This is a genomic window from Burkholderia sp. BCC0097 (assembly GCF_902832985.1).
Taxonomy (GTDB): domain Bacteria; phylum Pseudomonadota; class Gammaproteobacteria; order Burkholderiales; family Burkholderiaceae; genus Burkholderia; species Burkholderia orbicola.
In genome coordinates, this window is record NZ_CADFDM010000004.1 from 1 (window position 1) to 14,264 (window position 14,264).

The following is a 14,264-nucleotide window of genomic DNA, read 5'->3' on the forward strand; positions in this document are numbered from 1 at the left end:
CTTGAAACCGTTCGAATCCGCGTTTTACCCCCGGTTCTGCTGGCGCCATTACGCCGCCCATCCCCGGCTCCTTTACGCCGCCCCGCGACAGCGAATGCGCGGAGCTGTTCAAGGCGTTGGGAGATTACGCCGGACAGCACGGTGGCACGGCGACCGATGCGACGGGGCAGCAAGCTGTCGTGACCGCCTTCAAGGGTTGGGCGCCGGGCGGCCATGCGTCAGGCGGCGATCGTGCGCCGAACGCCGACGCAGGCGATTCTCAGGCGCTGATGGCATTTGGCGCAAAGGCCGGTGCGCTCAATATCACTCCCAAGACTTACGTGACCTACGCCGGCGAGAACATCGATCAGATCGCGCAGCAGAACCTGCAATTCGCCGGGGGGCAGCGCGTGATCACGACGGCTGGCAAGGGCATCCACCTGTTCGGGCGCGGAGAAGGCGTCCGCGCGATTGCGGGCGAAGGCCCCGTTGTCTTGCAGGCGCAACAGGACACGCTTGCGGCGACCGCGCAGAAGGGGATACAGATCATGTCGGTCGGCGACGAAGTGTTGATCTCGGGCAAGTCGATCCGGCTCGTCGCGGAAGACGGAAGCTACGTGAAGGTTGGTGGCGGCGTCGAGGTCGGTTCCGACGGTGCGTTCACCGCATACACGGCGGGACATGATTTCGTCGGTCCGAAGACGGACCACGTTGCGCCGCCGGCGTTCAATCGCGGAGGAGCCGATCAGAAGTTCCGCTTGCGGTACCCGGGCACCGACGGTGACGATGGCACGCATCCCGTGCCGAATCGTCCGTACAAGATCACGCTGCGCAATGGCCAGGTCATTAACGGTGTCTCGGATGCACACGGGTTGACGGAGCTTGCATCGAGCGACGCGATGCACATTGCACACATTCAGGTTTTCGACGCTTAAGGCAGGCGATCATGTCCGATACCAAAACCCCTTCGCCCCGGATCGTCGGCGAACATCAGGCGATTCTCAATTGCAACCGGCCGCAGAATGCGTTCGTCAATACCGACGTACAAAATCGTTTCCCGTGCACGACGATCCTGATCCATGGCGTGAATGACCTGGGAACGGATTTCGGCACGGTCGAAGGCGGACTGTGCGAGGGATTGAACGACCGCCTCGGTCGCACCGATTTCAAGGGCGCGGAGTACTCGCACGGCCGCATGGCGAACGACCCGAGCCAAGTGAGCGTTGCCGACATGATGAAGAACATGGACGACGTCATCTATCGTCGGCAGGAAAGCGAAGAGACGAGGAGCCCGTTGATTCCGTTTTATTGGGGATTGCGTGTCGGGAAGGAGGATTTGCCCCGGGACCCCAATAAGGAAACCGTCAACGGCCAGTACGTCGACCGGTTCGGCAATCGCCTCGATGAGCACCGTGCGCGCAACGGCGGATTCTTCGCCAATGCGACCAACAACATCCCCGACATGTTCGACTCGAATTTCAAAGGGGGAATGGCGACGAAAATTCTCGACAGGATGCAGGGTGACCCGACGCATCCGCTTCGCGAGGCGGAAAATCGACATTACATGGTGCTGGCAGCACGGCGGCTCGCGGCATTGGTGCGGCAAATCCGTCTTATCGACCCGGACGGGACGGTCAATATCATTGCGCACAGTCAGGGCACGCTGATATCGCTGCTCGCCCAGGCCTATCTCGTCGAGGGGCTGATTCCAAACCAATGTGGCCCCGCTGACCGCCCTGCCGACACGTTGGTTCTGATCGACTCGCCCTACAGCTTGAGCGAGGAGTTCATGGATCGGCTGCTGCAACGTGGGGATCAGCAGCAGACGACTTATGCGCGTGCAAAGACCCTGGCAAACCTGGTCGGGCATGTGGCGAGCGGCAAATATCCGACGCCACCATTCGATCAATTGAAGTACGAGCCGGGCCGGGACAATTTTGGCGTCGTCGGGCCGACGTGGGATCCCGCGCAGGCGAGGCGCCTGAGCGGGCCGCAAGGCAATGACTGCGTCGTGTTCGCCGAGCGCGACAATCGCGGCAAAGTGTATATGTACTTCAGCCCGGAGGATGCGACCGTTGGGCTGAGCGGCGTCAATGGCATGGGTTGCTCGGGCCTGCCCGACTCAATCGACGTGCGTGCGGCGCAGCAGGGAAGCAAGCCGGAGACTATCAATTTGCTGTCGGCGGCTTTCCGGCAGCGCGTCTTTACCCGGCGTCTGCGACAGGGCAAGCCGGTTCAGGTTGGTACGCCGCCCGGAAACTTTACGATACGGGAAAAGGGCGAAACATCCCATGGCTTGCCCGGTGGCTTTACGACGTGGATCAAATCGGCGCAGATAAGCGTGGGTACCCAGCGCAATATCAATGGCGAAGCATTGACGCCACCATTCGATCCCGAAATGGAAGGCAATGTGCTGCCGGGAACCGCAGCGACGCCGCTCTCGAAAAATAATGACGGCGAGTTTGCGCCCGGCAAGCAAGCCATTGACCAGCTTGAAGCGGAAATTGCATTGAGCACGAACAGTGGCGAAGGTGCGTTGCAGGCATTGCCTGCACAAACCATCGACTGGCCAACGAGTGAGGATGGGACGCTGCCCACCTCCACCGAGGTCGAGGCGTCGCTGAACGCGGGCAAGGGCCCCGACGATCAGTGCAAGGTAAGTCGGGTCGTATCGACGGTACCGTCGTCGCCCGGGCACATCGTCGTCTATCGGCAGGAGACGCTCAATGAAGCCAAGGTTCGGCTGATGAATCAGCATAAGGGAGAAAGCTCATATCACTCGGCGGTCATGAGTGGTCGCAGAAATCACCGCTGTGCGACCGCGTTCGATGTGTCGGTAGGCCAGGCGCGTGCGCTGGACGATCCGGACTGGGCGACGCTGCTGCGTGCTGTCGCCGACTGGCGTACACCAATGAGCAGGATCGACAAATTGACGAAAGCCCATACGAACCTGGACGAGCAGACGCTGCACATCATAAGGGCGAACTGCGAATACTACGACCAAGGGAATTTCCCTGGAGAAGACGTCATTCCCAAGGCCTTTCCTGCAGGCGTAGTCAGCGAAACCATCGAGATGAGAACCGATGAAATCAACAAGCAGGTTCGAGCTCGTTCACCCCACCATATGCACGGTTGACGCTACATGACGACGACATCGGTACCGCGTCTATCAGGATCGCGAATATTTATTTTTTTGTTCGCGAGCCTCACTTTGATTTGGCTCGTGGCATTCGAGTTGACTGCGAGATATGGATTTTCGTTTCTGGAAAATATGACGATGATAAGGCGATTGCTATTGTTGGTTCTGCCGCCACTGTTACTGGCTGCTGGCGTGAGCCTTACCTATGGTGCATCGCTGCGTAAGGACTCGTCACGTCCAGAGGAAGCCAGTACCGCACAGTCTGCTCTGAGTGTGGCACCGGCCGGAGCGGGATCGCAGGATCCTCGATTCACATTGGAGATTCGGCGTATCGGCGTGACGGTTGACCGCTTCCGGCAACGGGCACTGTTGATGCGCCTGGATGAAACTGGGGCGAGCGGACCGCTGCTGCTGCAGGATCCCAAGCAATATCCGTGGTCAAGTGATACGCGCGATTCGGAATACGCCAAGCGCCAGAACAACGTGTTCGGCTATGCATTGCGCAACTGGGTGGATTACTGGCCTATTCCCGTTATCGTGCTGGGACCGCCCCGTAACGTCGACGACCCGCATGCCGATCGCATGGCGACCCACATCAATAGCGCCGATAACGGCGCGGGAATTGGTAACACGCTATACATCCGGCTCGACGAGATTCACGGCGAACATGGCGACACGGCGGTAGCGCGCCTGTTCGATTTCTTCGACCAGCATCCGGATTTGCCAGCTGTCGTGGTGCTTGCCGAAGATGGTCTTGTGACGCGAGGCTACATGCGCACGCCACACGGTAATTATCTGGACAAGTCGAACGCGAACGGCAATTTCGTTCCGCAATATCCGGATAGTTTGGTTGCGATGCTGGTGACGCGCAAGGATCGCGTCGATCGGACGATTCGACCATATGTTGTCGATGCGCCGGAGGCGATCGACAAGACCAAGACACAATTTGATGTCATCAAGCTGTGGAACTACTTCTGGGCACAGCAGAAATCCTATCCCAGGCCGGCGCCCGGTGTTTATGAAATGTCCTGGGACTATTGGCACGCGAAGCTCCCCGAGTTCTGGAAGACCGCGGCGCTGAAGATGCCGGACGGCTTCAAGCCGAATCCGTGGGTGCCGATTCCGTGGACGACGTGGCAACTGAAGGAGTACGACAAATGGCCAGTCCTGGCCAATCTGCATCGGCCGGTGCGAATCGATCTGAGCAACGGGCACGGGGCGCCGTTGAAGAAGGGCGAGCGAATCGAAAAGATCCGCGCCGGCTGGCAGCAGGCAGTGGGCACGCTTGCGCCCGGCGAGCAGCCGGGACGGATGTTCTACGATACCGGCACCTCGACCGCCAATCTCGCGTTGCTGGTGCAGTCGCTGCACGACAACCCGCAGCATATCGATATCGACGATCCGAAAGACGCATTCGACATGCAACGTCGTATAGGCGGTGACACCGGAACGAGTTCGATCTGGGTTCAGAGCGCGCTCGCGCTGATGATGGGTTATGGCGACGGGAAGACGAGCGCACTGATCAACCTGAGGGACCCGCTGCATGCCACGATCGTCATGCTGACGCCGCCGGACGCCGCGTCGCGGCAGGCGCATCCGCAGACCTTCAGCTGGGATTACTGACGGACCGGATCGACACGTCATGGGTCAAAAGCGATACATCATCGAAGGCGATGTGCACAGTCACGGCGGACGCGTCGTGTCCGGGGCGCCGAACTCGCGAATCAACGGGCGCGCAATCGCACGCTTGCACGATCCCGCGATCTGCGAGATTCACGGCCTGACCTTCATTGCGACGGTGTCGGGCCACGCCCGGTTCGACGGGCAAGTCGCCGCATGCGATGGCGACTTGCTGGCATGCGGAGCACGCCTGATCGCGAGCCAGCACCAGACAGGAGGCTAACGGAAATACGGGGCGCGTGAGCGGTGCGCCTCGAGCCGGGCGGGCCTCGGCTGATCACGCTGGTCACGCTCAGATCACGAATTCCATCGGCTTCGTGCCGCATTGCGCATCGGGCAACGGCTCGCCACGCTGCGTCGCGGCCAGCAACCGTCCGATCGCAATATGGACCACATCGGCGCGCACGCTCGACGGCGTGAAGCCTGCGGCGTTGTCGAGTCCCTCGCGGTGCGCACGCATGATTCGCACGTCTTGCTGGATCACGGAATGCGTGTAGAGGTGCAGCAGCGGTTTCAGCGCGCGCAGCACCGCGGCCGGCAACGCAAAGCGATAGGCGATGTACGTATAGACACGCGATCGACGCGTGTCGAGCGGCGTGATCTGGCTGATGATCAGAAAACTCGAGCGGCTACCCCAGTGATAGTCGCATCGCGTGACGTTCGGTGCATAAAAATGATCGGTATGCCGAAGCGGTTCCCTGGATGGATTGGTCAGCCAATCCAGCATGCCGATCTTGTCGCCGTCGTCGTGATACGTGACCTCGACGCTTTGCTGCTTCAGTTCGACGGTCGCCCGTAGTCGCCGCCCAGTGGATGAACGAAAAATCCGGTCGTGCACGAACACCGTATGTGGGACGTCCATGAAGTTCTCGACCAACGCACCGAGATCGCCATCGAACGTATTGATCATGTAGTAGGACTGCCACGGCCGTTCGCCGTGGTGCGGCATGTCGAACGGTCGCTTCAGCGCTGGATCGCCTCGCCCGCGATAGACCCAGACGAGGCCGTGCCGAGTCAACACCGGCAATCTGCGCTGACGATATGGGTAGGTCGTACCGGTCGGTTCGGCGCTTGCGCTGTCGATGCTGGGAATTCGGGTGACGCTGCCGTGCTGGTCGTAATGCCAGCCGTGATATGGACAGACGAGGCAGCCGTCGATGACTTTCCCGGCCGACAACCGGGTGCCGCGATGCACACATTGATCGACGAGCGCGACGATCTCGCCGTCGGCCGCCCGGAATAGCACGATGCCGAGGCCGAGTACGCGAGTACCGAACGGTTTGTCCCGCTTGACCTCGGCTTCGGTGCTCGCGACGTACCATTGCTCGACGAGTGCGCCGAAGGCTTCGCCATCGGCATCCGGCGCGGATTCGTCGCACGGCGAACACGTTGATGCGATCGATATGTTCAACATGAGCACGCGTCCTCGATAAATGCGCGGAGTGCGTTCGCCACGGCGGGCTTGGCCACCAGAGCGCGGGGTTTGACATCCCCAGCCCGGATGCATGCACGCTCGTGGGCTCGCTGGACGAGATCCGCCAGTTGGGCGGAACCCCCGCGTATGCGAACCGCGCGCAACGGACCAAGCTGGCCGACCGTGCGTGCGTGCCGGTAGTGAAAAGCGCGGGCGAGAGCCTGTTCCAGCGCATCGCCCAAGGCGGCGACGTCCGGCGTATCGCTTGCAAGCAACAGCAGGTAATGGGGCGGATCCGCGTCCGCGCACGGAATCACGCAACCTTCATCGCCCGGTTGCAGTAACTCGGAAAGCGACGCGGCCAGATAGGCTTCGTCCAGCTTTTCACCGACCAGATCGCTTTGCGTGTCCGCCCGCCCGACGAAGGCCACGCATGGCGTTCGTCCCGCATGTCCGGTCACACGGACCCGATCGCCGAGCCGATAGCGGTACAGACCGCCTCCGGTCGTCACGACGACCTCGACCGTGTCACCCGGCTTCAGTTCTTCCACGCCTATCGTGGTTCCATCATCGAGAAGGAACTCGAGGAAGTGGCTGTAGACGGCGAGGGGACAGCCGGCCGTATCGCCGAACGGCAGGCTGACCACTGCCTCGGTGGAAAACAAGCCTTTCGGAAACCATGCGGCCTGCGGTAACAAGGTGCGGGCATGTGCGGCGTAGTGTTTGCTTGGACCGTCCATCCAACAACTCACTGCCGCGAGTTGAGGCCACAGCCGGCCGCAGTGACCATCGTCGAGTGCGCGCCGCAGCGCGGCCGTACGGTTCGGCGGCAGCGAATCGAACAGGAAGGTGAGTGTATCGCGGCGTTGCGGCTCGGCGTTGTCGAACAGCGGACGAAGCAGACTGGTCAGGAAGGTTGGGCTCCATACGCTGACGAAGGCCAGATCATGAGCGGCGATCAACGCGCGCAACGTTTCGGTGCGCCACGTGCGAGCATCACCCGATAGCGATGGTACGACGAGCGTCGGCAGCAGATCGACGAGCGGGCTGTCGGCCAGATAATCGAGATCGCTGTCCGACCCGATCATGATGCCGTTGGGAGCGCGCCCGCGCGCTTGCAGCGGAGGCGACATCGACCAGTACGCGCGGCCGGCTGCGACGCCGGGCACGGCGTGATGCAGATCGGAGAGCCAGACGACCAGTGCGAACTGCAATTCTTCGAGAAAGGCAGGCGTATAGGGAATGAGCTTTTGCTGCTCGCTGCCGCCGCTTGTGCGCTCGAAGAAGCGTGGCGGTTGCGCGGTCAGGATCGGAGTGGACTCCTGGAGTGCACGATCGATCCATCGGGACACGCCAGCGTAGGGGGCAACCGGCACGCGTTCGCGAAATTGTGCCGGATCCGCGATATCGGCAAACCCGTGGGCGATGCCGAACGCCGTGTTCCGATTGGCGGCGAGCAAACGCGACAGATAGGTCGCCTGCGCGTCTCCCGGCGCGTCGAGCGCCGTGAGCCACACGCGGCGAAAGGGTTCTGCAGCAGCGCCGAACGCGGCCCACGCATCCTGTGCACGCACGTGTGTCCTCTCGTTAGAAATAGGTTTTTTCGAGTTGTGTCGGATCGCTAGGCAAACGCCGGGGCGCTTCGAACACATGCAGCCAACCGTACCACAGCGGCCGCGTCTCCGCCGCGTCGGAGCACGCGTGAAGCTCCTGCCAGCGCAGGCTCGGACGCCGGTGATGTGTCAGGTTGTAGTTGAAGTTGAGGAATGCCCAGCGGATCAGTATGGGGGCACGCATATTGTATGTGCCCTCGACAACGTCGAGCGGCGTGTGCATGTGATAAACCCATTGGAGCGACGACCACGAAAACGCGAATGCGAGGTAGGCAAGCGTGATGTCGAGCACGCGCCAGTCCAGCAATGTCCCCAGTGCAATCCATGCGGCCACGCCTGCGAGGGTTTCGTATCGAATTCGTCGGAATTCCGCGTGGCCGAAGTCTCTGAACGCGGCCGCATAGGTGTTGTCGTGTCCGTACTTGGCCCAACCATACGGAATGCGACTCGGAAGCACGGCCAGGACGAAGCTGCCCGCGAAACTCGCGAACCAGATGCCGCCGACGATCGCCGCGTAGTATGCGATTCGCTTGCGCCACAGCGAAGCATCCGGCTCGACGAAGTCCACCCGCTCCGCAGGCGTTCGATTTCGCACGTGGTGGCCGAGATGATTCACGTGAATCAGCGTTGCCGCGGCGCCGAACATCGTCGATGCCCACCACATCATCAATTGGTTGATTTTCCCGCGCCGATGCCCGAAACCGTGGAATGTTTCGTGCATCATCGAAAACACGCCTTGCATGATCAGGCAGAACGGTACGAGCGCCCCCCAGCGCCACGGGCTCGTACCGTGCGACAGCCACGTCAGGATGCCCGCCCATACAACGCTCTGTAGCGCGAGCACGCAGAGATTCAGCCGATCGAACCGTCGCGAACGATTATCTATGGCGCTTGCATTGGCATCGAACATACAATTCGGACATGGATGGTGGCAGCGACGCAGAGCATACCTTCGATCGCCGTCGTCGAACAATACGCCCGCCTGCGCTGACCCTGCGCGTTACGTCACGATCAGCCACGACCATGTACGCCAAACGAACCGACGATTCAATGCATGAACGCCGCAACGACGCGGCAGACATCCGTCGGCGCAATCCGCGGTTTTGTTTTGCCGACGACATTCCGCGCTATTGGTATCGTGACAACCGCAGGGTGACGCGCTTTTTCGACGCGTTCTCGATCATGTTTCCGCTTGGCGAGAAGTTCTTTGTCGATAGCGTGAGGCAGTACTGCGACGCGCTGCCGGCCGACGGCACGCTCGCCGCGCAAGTGGATGCATTCCTGTACCAGGAAGCCACTCACATCCGCGAGCACCGCGCGTACAACCGACGCCTGGCTCGCCAAGGCATGCCGGTCGACGCACTCGAGGCGCTGATGAGGAGACGGCAGGAACAATGCCGGCGTGTCGCGTCGCCGCTGCTTCAGTTGACCTTCACCGCATGTCTTGAGCACTACACCGCCATTCTGGCCGATCTGCTGTTGCGCGACCCCACCATTTTCGACGGTGCCGACCCGTCGATGGCGGCGATCTGGCGGTGGCATGCTATAGAGGAAACTGAACACAAGTCTGTCGCGTTCGACGTATTTCGCGCTTGCGGCGGCGGCGCGATCAAGCGCTATGTCATACGGACGGCGGCGATGCTTGGTGTCACGGCATGCTTCATCGTCGATCTGGGCTATTTCATCGTCCGTCTCGCGCGTGCTGACCGCGACGCCGGCAATTGGCGAAGCTGGACACAGCTTGGCTGGTGGCTGTTCGGCGCGCGGGGCATCGTTACCCGCGTGCTGCCCGCGTGGCTGGCATGGTTCTCGCCGCGTTTTCACCCTGACCGAATCGGGAATCCAGCCACGCTGGCTGCTGCTCGCGCGGCGCTCGCTGCCGATGGCGTGACAACGGAGCCGGCATGAGTGCACGGTATCCGGCATGGTCGCCGTCCGGCTTCGACGAGTGGCGGCAACACTACCCATTGACGCCGTTCGAACCGGCGCCCACAGCACTCGACTGGACCGAGCGCTTCATCGAATGTTGGCACGCGCATGACGCCCATGCATCCTCGAACATCGTCATCGTGCTGATTGCGGGACTCTATTCCGAGTGGATACCCGCCTGCTTCCGGCATGCTGCGCTGGCGTTGCGGGCCGCGCGGTACTCAATTCTGCGTGTGCCGGTACGCTCGTCGCGCGCGGTTGCCGAGCAGGGCGCGCATATCGTTCGCAATCTGTATGCGCGCTTACCCGCTGATCGCCGCTTTATCGTCCTTGCCCACAGCAAAGGGGGACTCGATGCATTGGCGGCGCTGCATGCGGATTCAGGGCTTCGTGCTCGCTGCGACGGTATCGCACTCGTTCAGCCGCCCGTCGGTCCGAGTGCGATCATCGATGGCTTGCTCGAGCAAGGGGGGGCGCGCGTCGATCCCGCATGGTTGGGTGGAGTCGCCGGGAGATTGCTGCGCACACGCTGGTTGTATGCAGGCTCGCGCGATATTGGCAGCGGGCGCGACGCCGGCATCGCGAATCTGTTGTCTACGGTGCCCGGTGGCCTGCACTGTGTGCATGTCGTAAGCTGGTCGATAGAACGCACGTCCCGGTTCGATGCACATCACTCACGCCTCGACCGCTACCGTCCCGGCTGTGCGCATGACGGACAGTTCTACCTCGACCACCAGACGATTCGCGGCATACCGCGAGTTTGCGTGCCACATCTCGACCATGGCCAGCCTGTGCTCGGCGGCGCCGGCTTCGATGCGGGGCGTTTCTGGCTTGCACTCGTTGCGCTCCTGAACGGCGCGCGGGCGGCAACGGTCGCAAGCGGTCAGACGAGATAGATCTCGAATCCTGGGATTGCTTCGGTGGTGCCGGAATCGAGTGCGCTCGCGCCGGGCGCGGATAGCGTGTATAGATCCATCGGTAATGCGGTGTATCGATAGCCCTGCAAGGCGGGCCATAGCGGATCGTGATCGTACAGGCAAAGCTGCAGCAAGGCATAGCGGCTCCGCTCTCGTTGCCAGACCGCATCGAGCAACGCCTGTGCAATGTCCGGGTCGCGTCCGCTCACATGCAGATGAGTCAGGTAGATATCCCGGAGCGGCTGGCCGGGAGCTGCGATGGGGGGGCGTCCGAGCAAGGGTGCGATGGCGTTGAAGCTGTGACGCAGCGCACCGAGCGAGCGCGGCAGACGTTCCAGCACGATGCGTTTGATACGCCCTGCATCCCACGGAGCAACGCAGCCCACGATACGCCGCTGCGCGTTACGTGCGACCAGAAAGCGCTCGATTCCGAAGTCGGGCCAGGCGTTCAGGCGGCGCGCGAATTCGTCCGCCGTAAAGACGCAACCGAAGGGTTGGGAACGAGACTCTTGGTCCAGGAACGTGCGGAGTGCGTCGGCATCGGCAGCCGACGCGTTCGTGATCCTGACCGAGCCGGCGCTCCGCGCGGCAATACGCCGCGCATAGATCGATACGTTACTGTAGCCGCGCCAATGTCGAAATCCGAGCCGTGGCCGCTTGCCTGTCCTGAAAAGCGATTGCGTCGCGATCCGGTTGTCGCGAATGACGCAACAGTACGTATGCTGTACGCCTTCGTGCCGGGCGAGATCGGCGAGGCGGTCGACGACATAGTCGACCCAAGTGTGCGCTAGTTCGCGATCGGGTGCGATGCGCAAGTCTCCGAGGTAAGCGATGCGCTGCTTCTCGCCGGCGAGGTAGCCGTCGCGAACGACCATGCTGGCTATTCCCTTGACGCGCCCTGCGCTGTCCTCCGCGAGCCACGTTCGACAGTCGTTCGAATGACACCGATGCAGTGCGAAGTAATCCGGTGAACGGTCGAAGCGAAGTGGCATCCCGCTGAGCATCGCGTAACGTGTTTGAAACGCGAGGAGCCGTTCGTTGTCGACCGCTGTGGCTAGCCGGATCCGCGTCATTGGCTCATTCACCGGTGAAGATTCGTCTTGCCATCGGGCGTAGGTTTTCCGGCGTCAGTTCGCACAGGCATACGAGCTCGTTGCCGCACGCGTATTCTGGATTGCGCTCCAGAAAATAGGCGACATCCGGCAGCCGTCGATGCGCGTCCGGCACTTCGGCGAGGGTTGGGGCGAGGCGGCCTTGCGGTACCGGAAATTTGAGCACGCCAGACGCGGCGTCGTATGCGTGCCCGAAGCGCTCAACTGCCAGATGATCCAGTAGCGCCTGATTTACGGGTTCAGTCGATCGGTCGAATCGCGGGGTGAAATCATGTGCGAACGCTCGCAAGTAGCGGTACGTACGATGCCCCTTGCAGATCAGAAACCAGTATAGTGCGACGTCAGGCACGGTGCGTTTGAGCTCACCGGCGAGTCGAATCCAGCAAAACGCGAGTTGCTGACTGCCCCAACAGGCCGGATCCACAATCGTGTCACCGGAAAACAGGATGCGCAGTGTGGTGTCTTGCCACTGCTGTTCATATAGTTTCAACGTGGAGAAGCCGCGTAACTTGCCGGTGTCGTCACGCATGATGACGCAATGTGTCTTGTCGTCGAGATCGTGTTCGAAGCGTGCCTGTTCCGTATCCCGGTAACAGGTCGAGTAGAGCGCGTACATATGTGCAACGTCGACGTCGCGCAGCTGCGCACGTGTCATGGAACTGGCTCGAAGCGGCATAGCGTCGTCATTCATGCGAGCTGAAACGATTTATCATGATACGCGATTGAGCCGCTCCTTTTTTCACATGCGTGCCATACCTCCTGTTTCCCCCTCCTATATACCGTCAACGTTCGACGCGTGGCGCTGGCTCGCGATCTATGTCGTCGTGTCGGGTGCACTGTACTTCTGGGTCACACACGCGCCGATGGCACCCGTGACGCTATTGCGTCCGGGACCGTACGATGCGGTCATTCCGCGTGTGTCTGCCAGCGTACCGCTTTATTTGAGCTATGCACTCGTGATGCCGTCGATTGTCTGGTTCGGCCGCGGCCGAAATTGGCTGCTGCCCGCATTTTTTGCCGGGGTACTTGCCGCAGGCCTGTGTATCGTCTGTCATCTGTTATGGCCGACTGCCGTGAGCCGATCGCCGGCAGCGACAGGATGGATCGCGTGGCTGTATCGGATCGACACGCCGCTCGCGGCGAGTCCCTGCGGACATGTTGCGCTGCCTGTGGCTGTAACCGTGGTGCTGGCTGCGCTACGCGTCCGGGCAGCGCGCTATTACGCTGCGTGGAGCGCGATGCTAGCGATCACCGTCTTAACGACCGGACAGCATTTGCTCGCGGACATGCTCGTGGGACTCGCACTCGGCATCGGCGTCGGCTGTGCGACGACCGTACTCATTCGTCTCGACGTGGACCTGCGTACGGCCGCCGCATTACTGCTTGAATGGCTATGTATCGTAGTTACGCTGCGAGTTGCGTTATCGGTGGGGCATTGGGGAGGCTACCTTGTCGCCGCCGTTGTTGTCGCGACTCGGCAACACGCATTATTCATTCTGTATCACGACGCGACCCACTATCACTTGACCCGCCGCCGTTCCGCGAACGACTTTCTGATCAACTTGGCAATTGGCGTACCGGGGCTCGTGCCCATCGAATTTTATCGCCCGCTGCATCTTGCCCACCATCGACATGTCGGGACCGCGGAAGATCCTGAGCGGAATTATCTGTACCACGCGCAGCCATGGAAATTCGAGCCGCTCGACACACTCCCCCTCGTCCGGCAACTGCTCGGTGATTTGCTCCTGGTCAACATGGTGAAAAACATGCGCGCATATCGGCGTGCGAACGGGCGTGGTGCATCCATGTCACTGCCGCTGCTTACGGCGATAGTGACGTGGGGTATCCTGCTTTTGCCGCTCGTGCATGCATGCACAGTACGCGAACTCTTGACGCTTGCTGCGCTTTGGTTCGTCCCTCTCGTGACAATCGGGGCATTGGTCCAGAAGATCCGTAGTATTGCAGAGCACAGCGGTGGGCCTGGTGCCACGGCTGGCTGGAATGACTGGACTTATTCGTGGCGCGTCGGGTTACTTGGCCGCTTCTTTATCTGGCCGTACAACATTAACTATCACCAACAGCATCATCGCGAACCCGGCGTGGCGTGGCATCGCCTGCCCGACTTGCGTGCGTCTGACGAGCCGGTTCTGTCTTCGCGGCAATTGCTTGCATTGTTATGGTCGGGTGCCTCGCGCAGTGGTAACCAAAGATAGAAAAATCCCTTCGACGGCGCGATGAAGTTTCCCGTTGGTCCTGGTGCAAAAGATCGGCACGACCCGTCGCGCTCCGGCTGACGCGTGCCGCACAGCCATTGGCCTCCGCGCATGGTCGGGCCGGCCCGTCTGCGTTTGCGATTAATCGCTGGCTATTCCGCCCGTGCGGGATTCCTGAATAAGTTAAACAGCGCCGTTTATAAAAACGGCGATGAAAATTATTTAAATAATAGAAATTATTCTATTTTATTTTCTCCCGATCAAACAA

General features: G+C 61.0%; 12 protein-coding genes. 7 read left to right on the forward strand and 5 right to left on the reverse strand.

Annotated elements, in window-relative coordinates:
* The first annotated feature begins 179 nt into the window (after positions 1-179).
* The 4 genes from HWX07_RS13815 to HWX07_RS13830 are packed head-to-tail and all read left to right on the forward strand — an operon-like array spanning position 180 to position 5,021.
* A complete protein-coding gene (locus HWX07_RS13815) occupies positions 180-914 on the forward strand; it encodes a DUF2345 domain-containing protein (protein WP_244129977.1) in 735 nt (244 codons plus the stop codon).
* Positions 915-925: 11 nt separating this feature from the next.
* A complete protein-coding gene (locus tag HWX07_RS13820) occupies positions 926-3,115 on the forward strand; it encodes a DUF3274 domain-containing protein (RefSeq protein WP_012339062.1) in 2,190 nt (729 codons plus the stop codon).
* A gap of 6 nt (positions 3,116-3,121) precedes the next feature.
* Positions 3,122-4,741: a DUF2875 family protein gene (locus tag HWX07_RS13825; RefSeq protein ID WP_175876582.1), complete on the forward strand. Its 1,620-nt coding sequence runs from the start codon at positions 3,122-3,124 to the stop codon at positions 4,739-4,741.
* 19 nt (positions 4,742-4,760) lie between these two features.
* On the forward strand, positions 4,761-5,021 hold the full coding sequence (locus tag HWX07_RS13830; protein WP_012339060.1) for a PAAR domain-containing protein: 261 nt from the start codon (positions 4,761-4,763) through the stop codon (positions 5,019-5,021).
* Positions 5,022-5,090: 69 nt separating this feature from the next.
* On the opposite strand, the gene HWX07_RS13835 is transcribed toward HWX07_RS13830, so the two are convergent.
* Genes HWX07_RS13835 through HWX07_RS13845 form a run of 3 tightly spaced genes read right to left on the reverse strand, consistent with a single transcriptional unit; the run spans position 5,091 to position 8,735 of the window.
* Positions 5,091-6,305 carry an aromatic ring-hydroxylating dioxygenase subunit alpha gene (locus HWX07_RS13835; protein WP_226104992.1) on the reverse strand — a complete coding sequence of 405 codons (1,215 nt, stop codon included), beginning with the start codon at positions 6,303-6,305 and terminating at the stop codon, positions 5,091-5,093.
* A complete protein-coding gene (locus tag HWX07_RS13840) occupies positions 6,206-7,786 on the reverse strand; it encodes a GH3 auxin-responsive promoter family protein (protein ID WP_012339058.1) in 1,581 nt (526 codons plus the stop codon). Before HWX07_RS13840 ends, HWX07_RS13835 begins: the two co-directional genes overlap by 100 nt.
* A 13-nt stretch (positions 7,787-7,799) precedes the next feature.
* Complete coding sequence (locus tag HWX07_RS13845; protein WP_175876583.1) at positions 7,800-8,735, reverse strand: fatty acid desaturase; 936 nt, start codon at positions 8,733-8,735, stop codon at positions 7,800-7,802.
* 113 nt (positions 8,736-8,848) lie between these two features.
* On the opposite strand from HWX07_RS13845, the gene HWX07_RS13850 reads away from it, so the two are divergent.
* Positions 8,849-9,733 carry a metal-dependent hydrolase gene (locus HWX07_RS13850; RefSeq protein WP_226248162.1) on the forward strand — a complete coding sequence of 295 codons (885 nt, stop codon included), beginning with the start codon at positions 8,849-8,851 and terminating at the stop codon, positions 9,731-9,733.
* Positions 9,730-10,650 carry a hypothetical protein gene (locus HWX07_RS13855; protein ID WP_175767125.1) on the forward strand — a complete coding sequence of 307 codons (921 nt, stop codon included), beginning with the start codon at positions 9,730-9,732 and terminating at the stop codon, positions 10,648-10,650. Before HWX07_RS13850 ends, HWX07_RS13855 begins: the two co-directional genes overlap by 4 nt.
* Here the strand turns inward: HWX07_RS13855 and HWX07_RS13860 are convergent.
* Positions 10,638-11,756, reverse strand: coding sequence for a hypothetical protein (locus tag HWX07_RS13860; protein ID WP_244129978.1), 1,119 nt, complete (start codon positions 11,754-11,756; stop codon positions 10,638-10,640). The two genes, HWX07_RS13855 and HWX07_RS13860, sit on opposite strands and share 13 nt — an antisense overlap.
* Positions 11,749-12,438: a hypothetical protein gene (locus HWX07_RS13865; RefSeq protein ID WP_012339053.1), complete on the reverse strand. Its 690-nt coding sequence runs from the start codon at positions 12,436-12,438 to the stop codon at positions 11,749-11,751. The genes HWX07_RS13860 and HWX07_RS13865 overlap by 8 nt, the downstream gene beginning before the upstream one ends.
* On the opposite strand from HWX07_RS13865, the gene HWX07_RS13870 reads away from it, so the two are divergent.
* Positions 12,437-13,996 carry a fatty acid desaturase family protein gene (locus HWX07_RS13870; protein ID WP_244129979.1) on the forward strand — a complete coding sequence of 520 codons (1,560 nt, stop codon included), beginning with the start codon at positions 12,437-12,439 and terminating at the stop codon, positions 13,994-13,996. The two genes, HWX07_RS13865 and HWX07_RS13870, sit on opposite strands and share 2 nt — an antisense overlap.
* Positions 13,997-14,264 lie beyond the last annotated feature (268 nt).

What these genes read in the sequence shown, in the direction of transcription:
- HWX07_RS13820 (WP_012339062.1), top strand. Translation starts at nt 926, where the DNA reads ATGTCCGATACCAAAACCCCTTCGCCCCGGATCGTCGGCGAACATCAG.
- HWX07_RS13825 (WP_175876582.1), top strand. Translation starts at nt 3,122, where the DNA reads ATGACGACGACATCGGTACCGCGTCTATCAGGATCGCGAATATTTATT.
- HWX07_RS13830 (WP_012339060.1), top strand. Translation starts at nt 4,761, where the DNA reads ATGGGTCAAAAGCGATACATCATCGAAGGCGATGTGCACAGTCACGGC.
- HWX07_RS13835 (WP_226104992.1), bottom strand. Translation starts at nt 6,305, where the DNA reads ATGCATCCGGGCTGGGGATGTCAAACCCCGCGCTCTGGTGGCCAAGCC.
- HWX07_RS13845 (WP_175876583.1), bottom strand. Translation starts at nt 8,735, where the DNA reads ATGTTCGATGCCAATGCAAGCGCCATAGATAATCGTTCGCGACGGTTC.
- HWX07_RS13850 (WP_226248162.1), top strand. Translation starts at nt 8,849, where the DNA reads ATGTACGCCAAACGAACCGACGATTCAATGCATGAACGCCGCAACGAC.
- HWX07_RS13855 (WP_175767125.1), top strand. Translation starts at nt 9,730, where the DNA reads ATGAGTGCACGGTATCCGGCATGGTCGCCGTCCGGCTTCGACGAGTGG.
- HWX07_RS13870 (WP_244129979.1), top strand. Translation starts at nt 12,437, where the DNA reads ATGGAACTGGCTCGAAGCGGCATAGCGTCGTCATTCATGCGAGCTGAA.
- HWX07_RS13865 (WP_012339053.1), bottom strand. Translation starts at nt 12,438, where the DNA reads ATGACACGTGCGCAGCTGCGCGACGTCGACGTTGCACATATGTACGCG.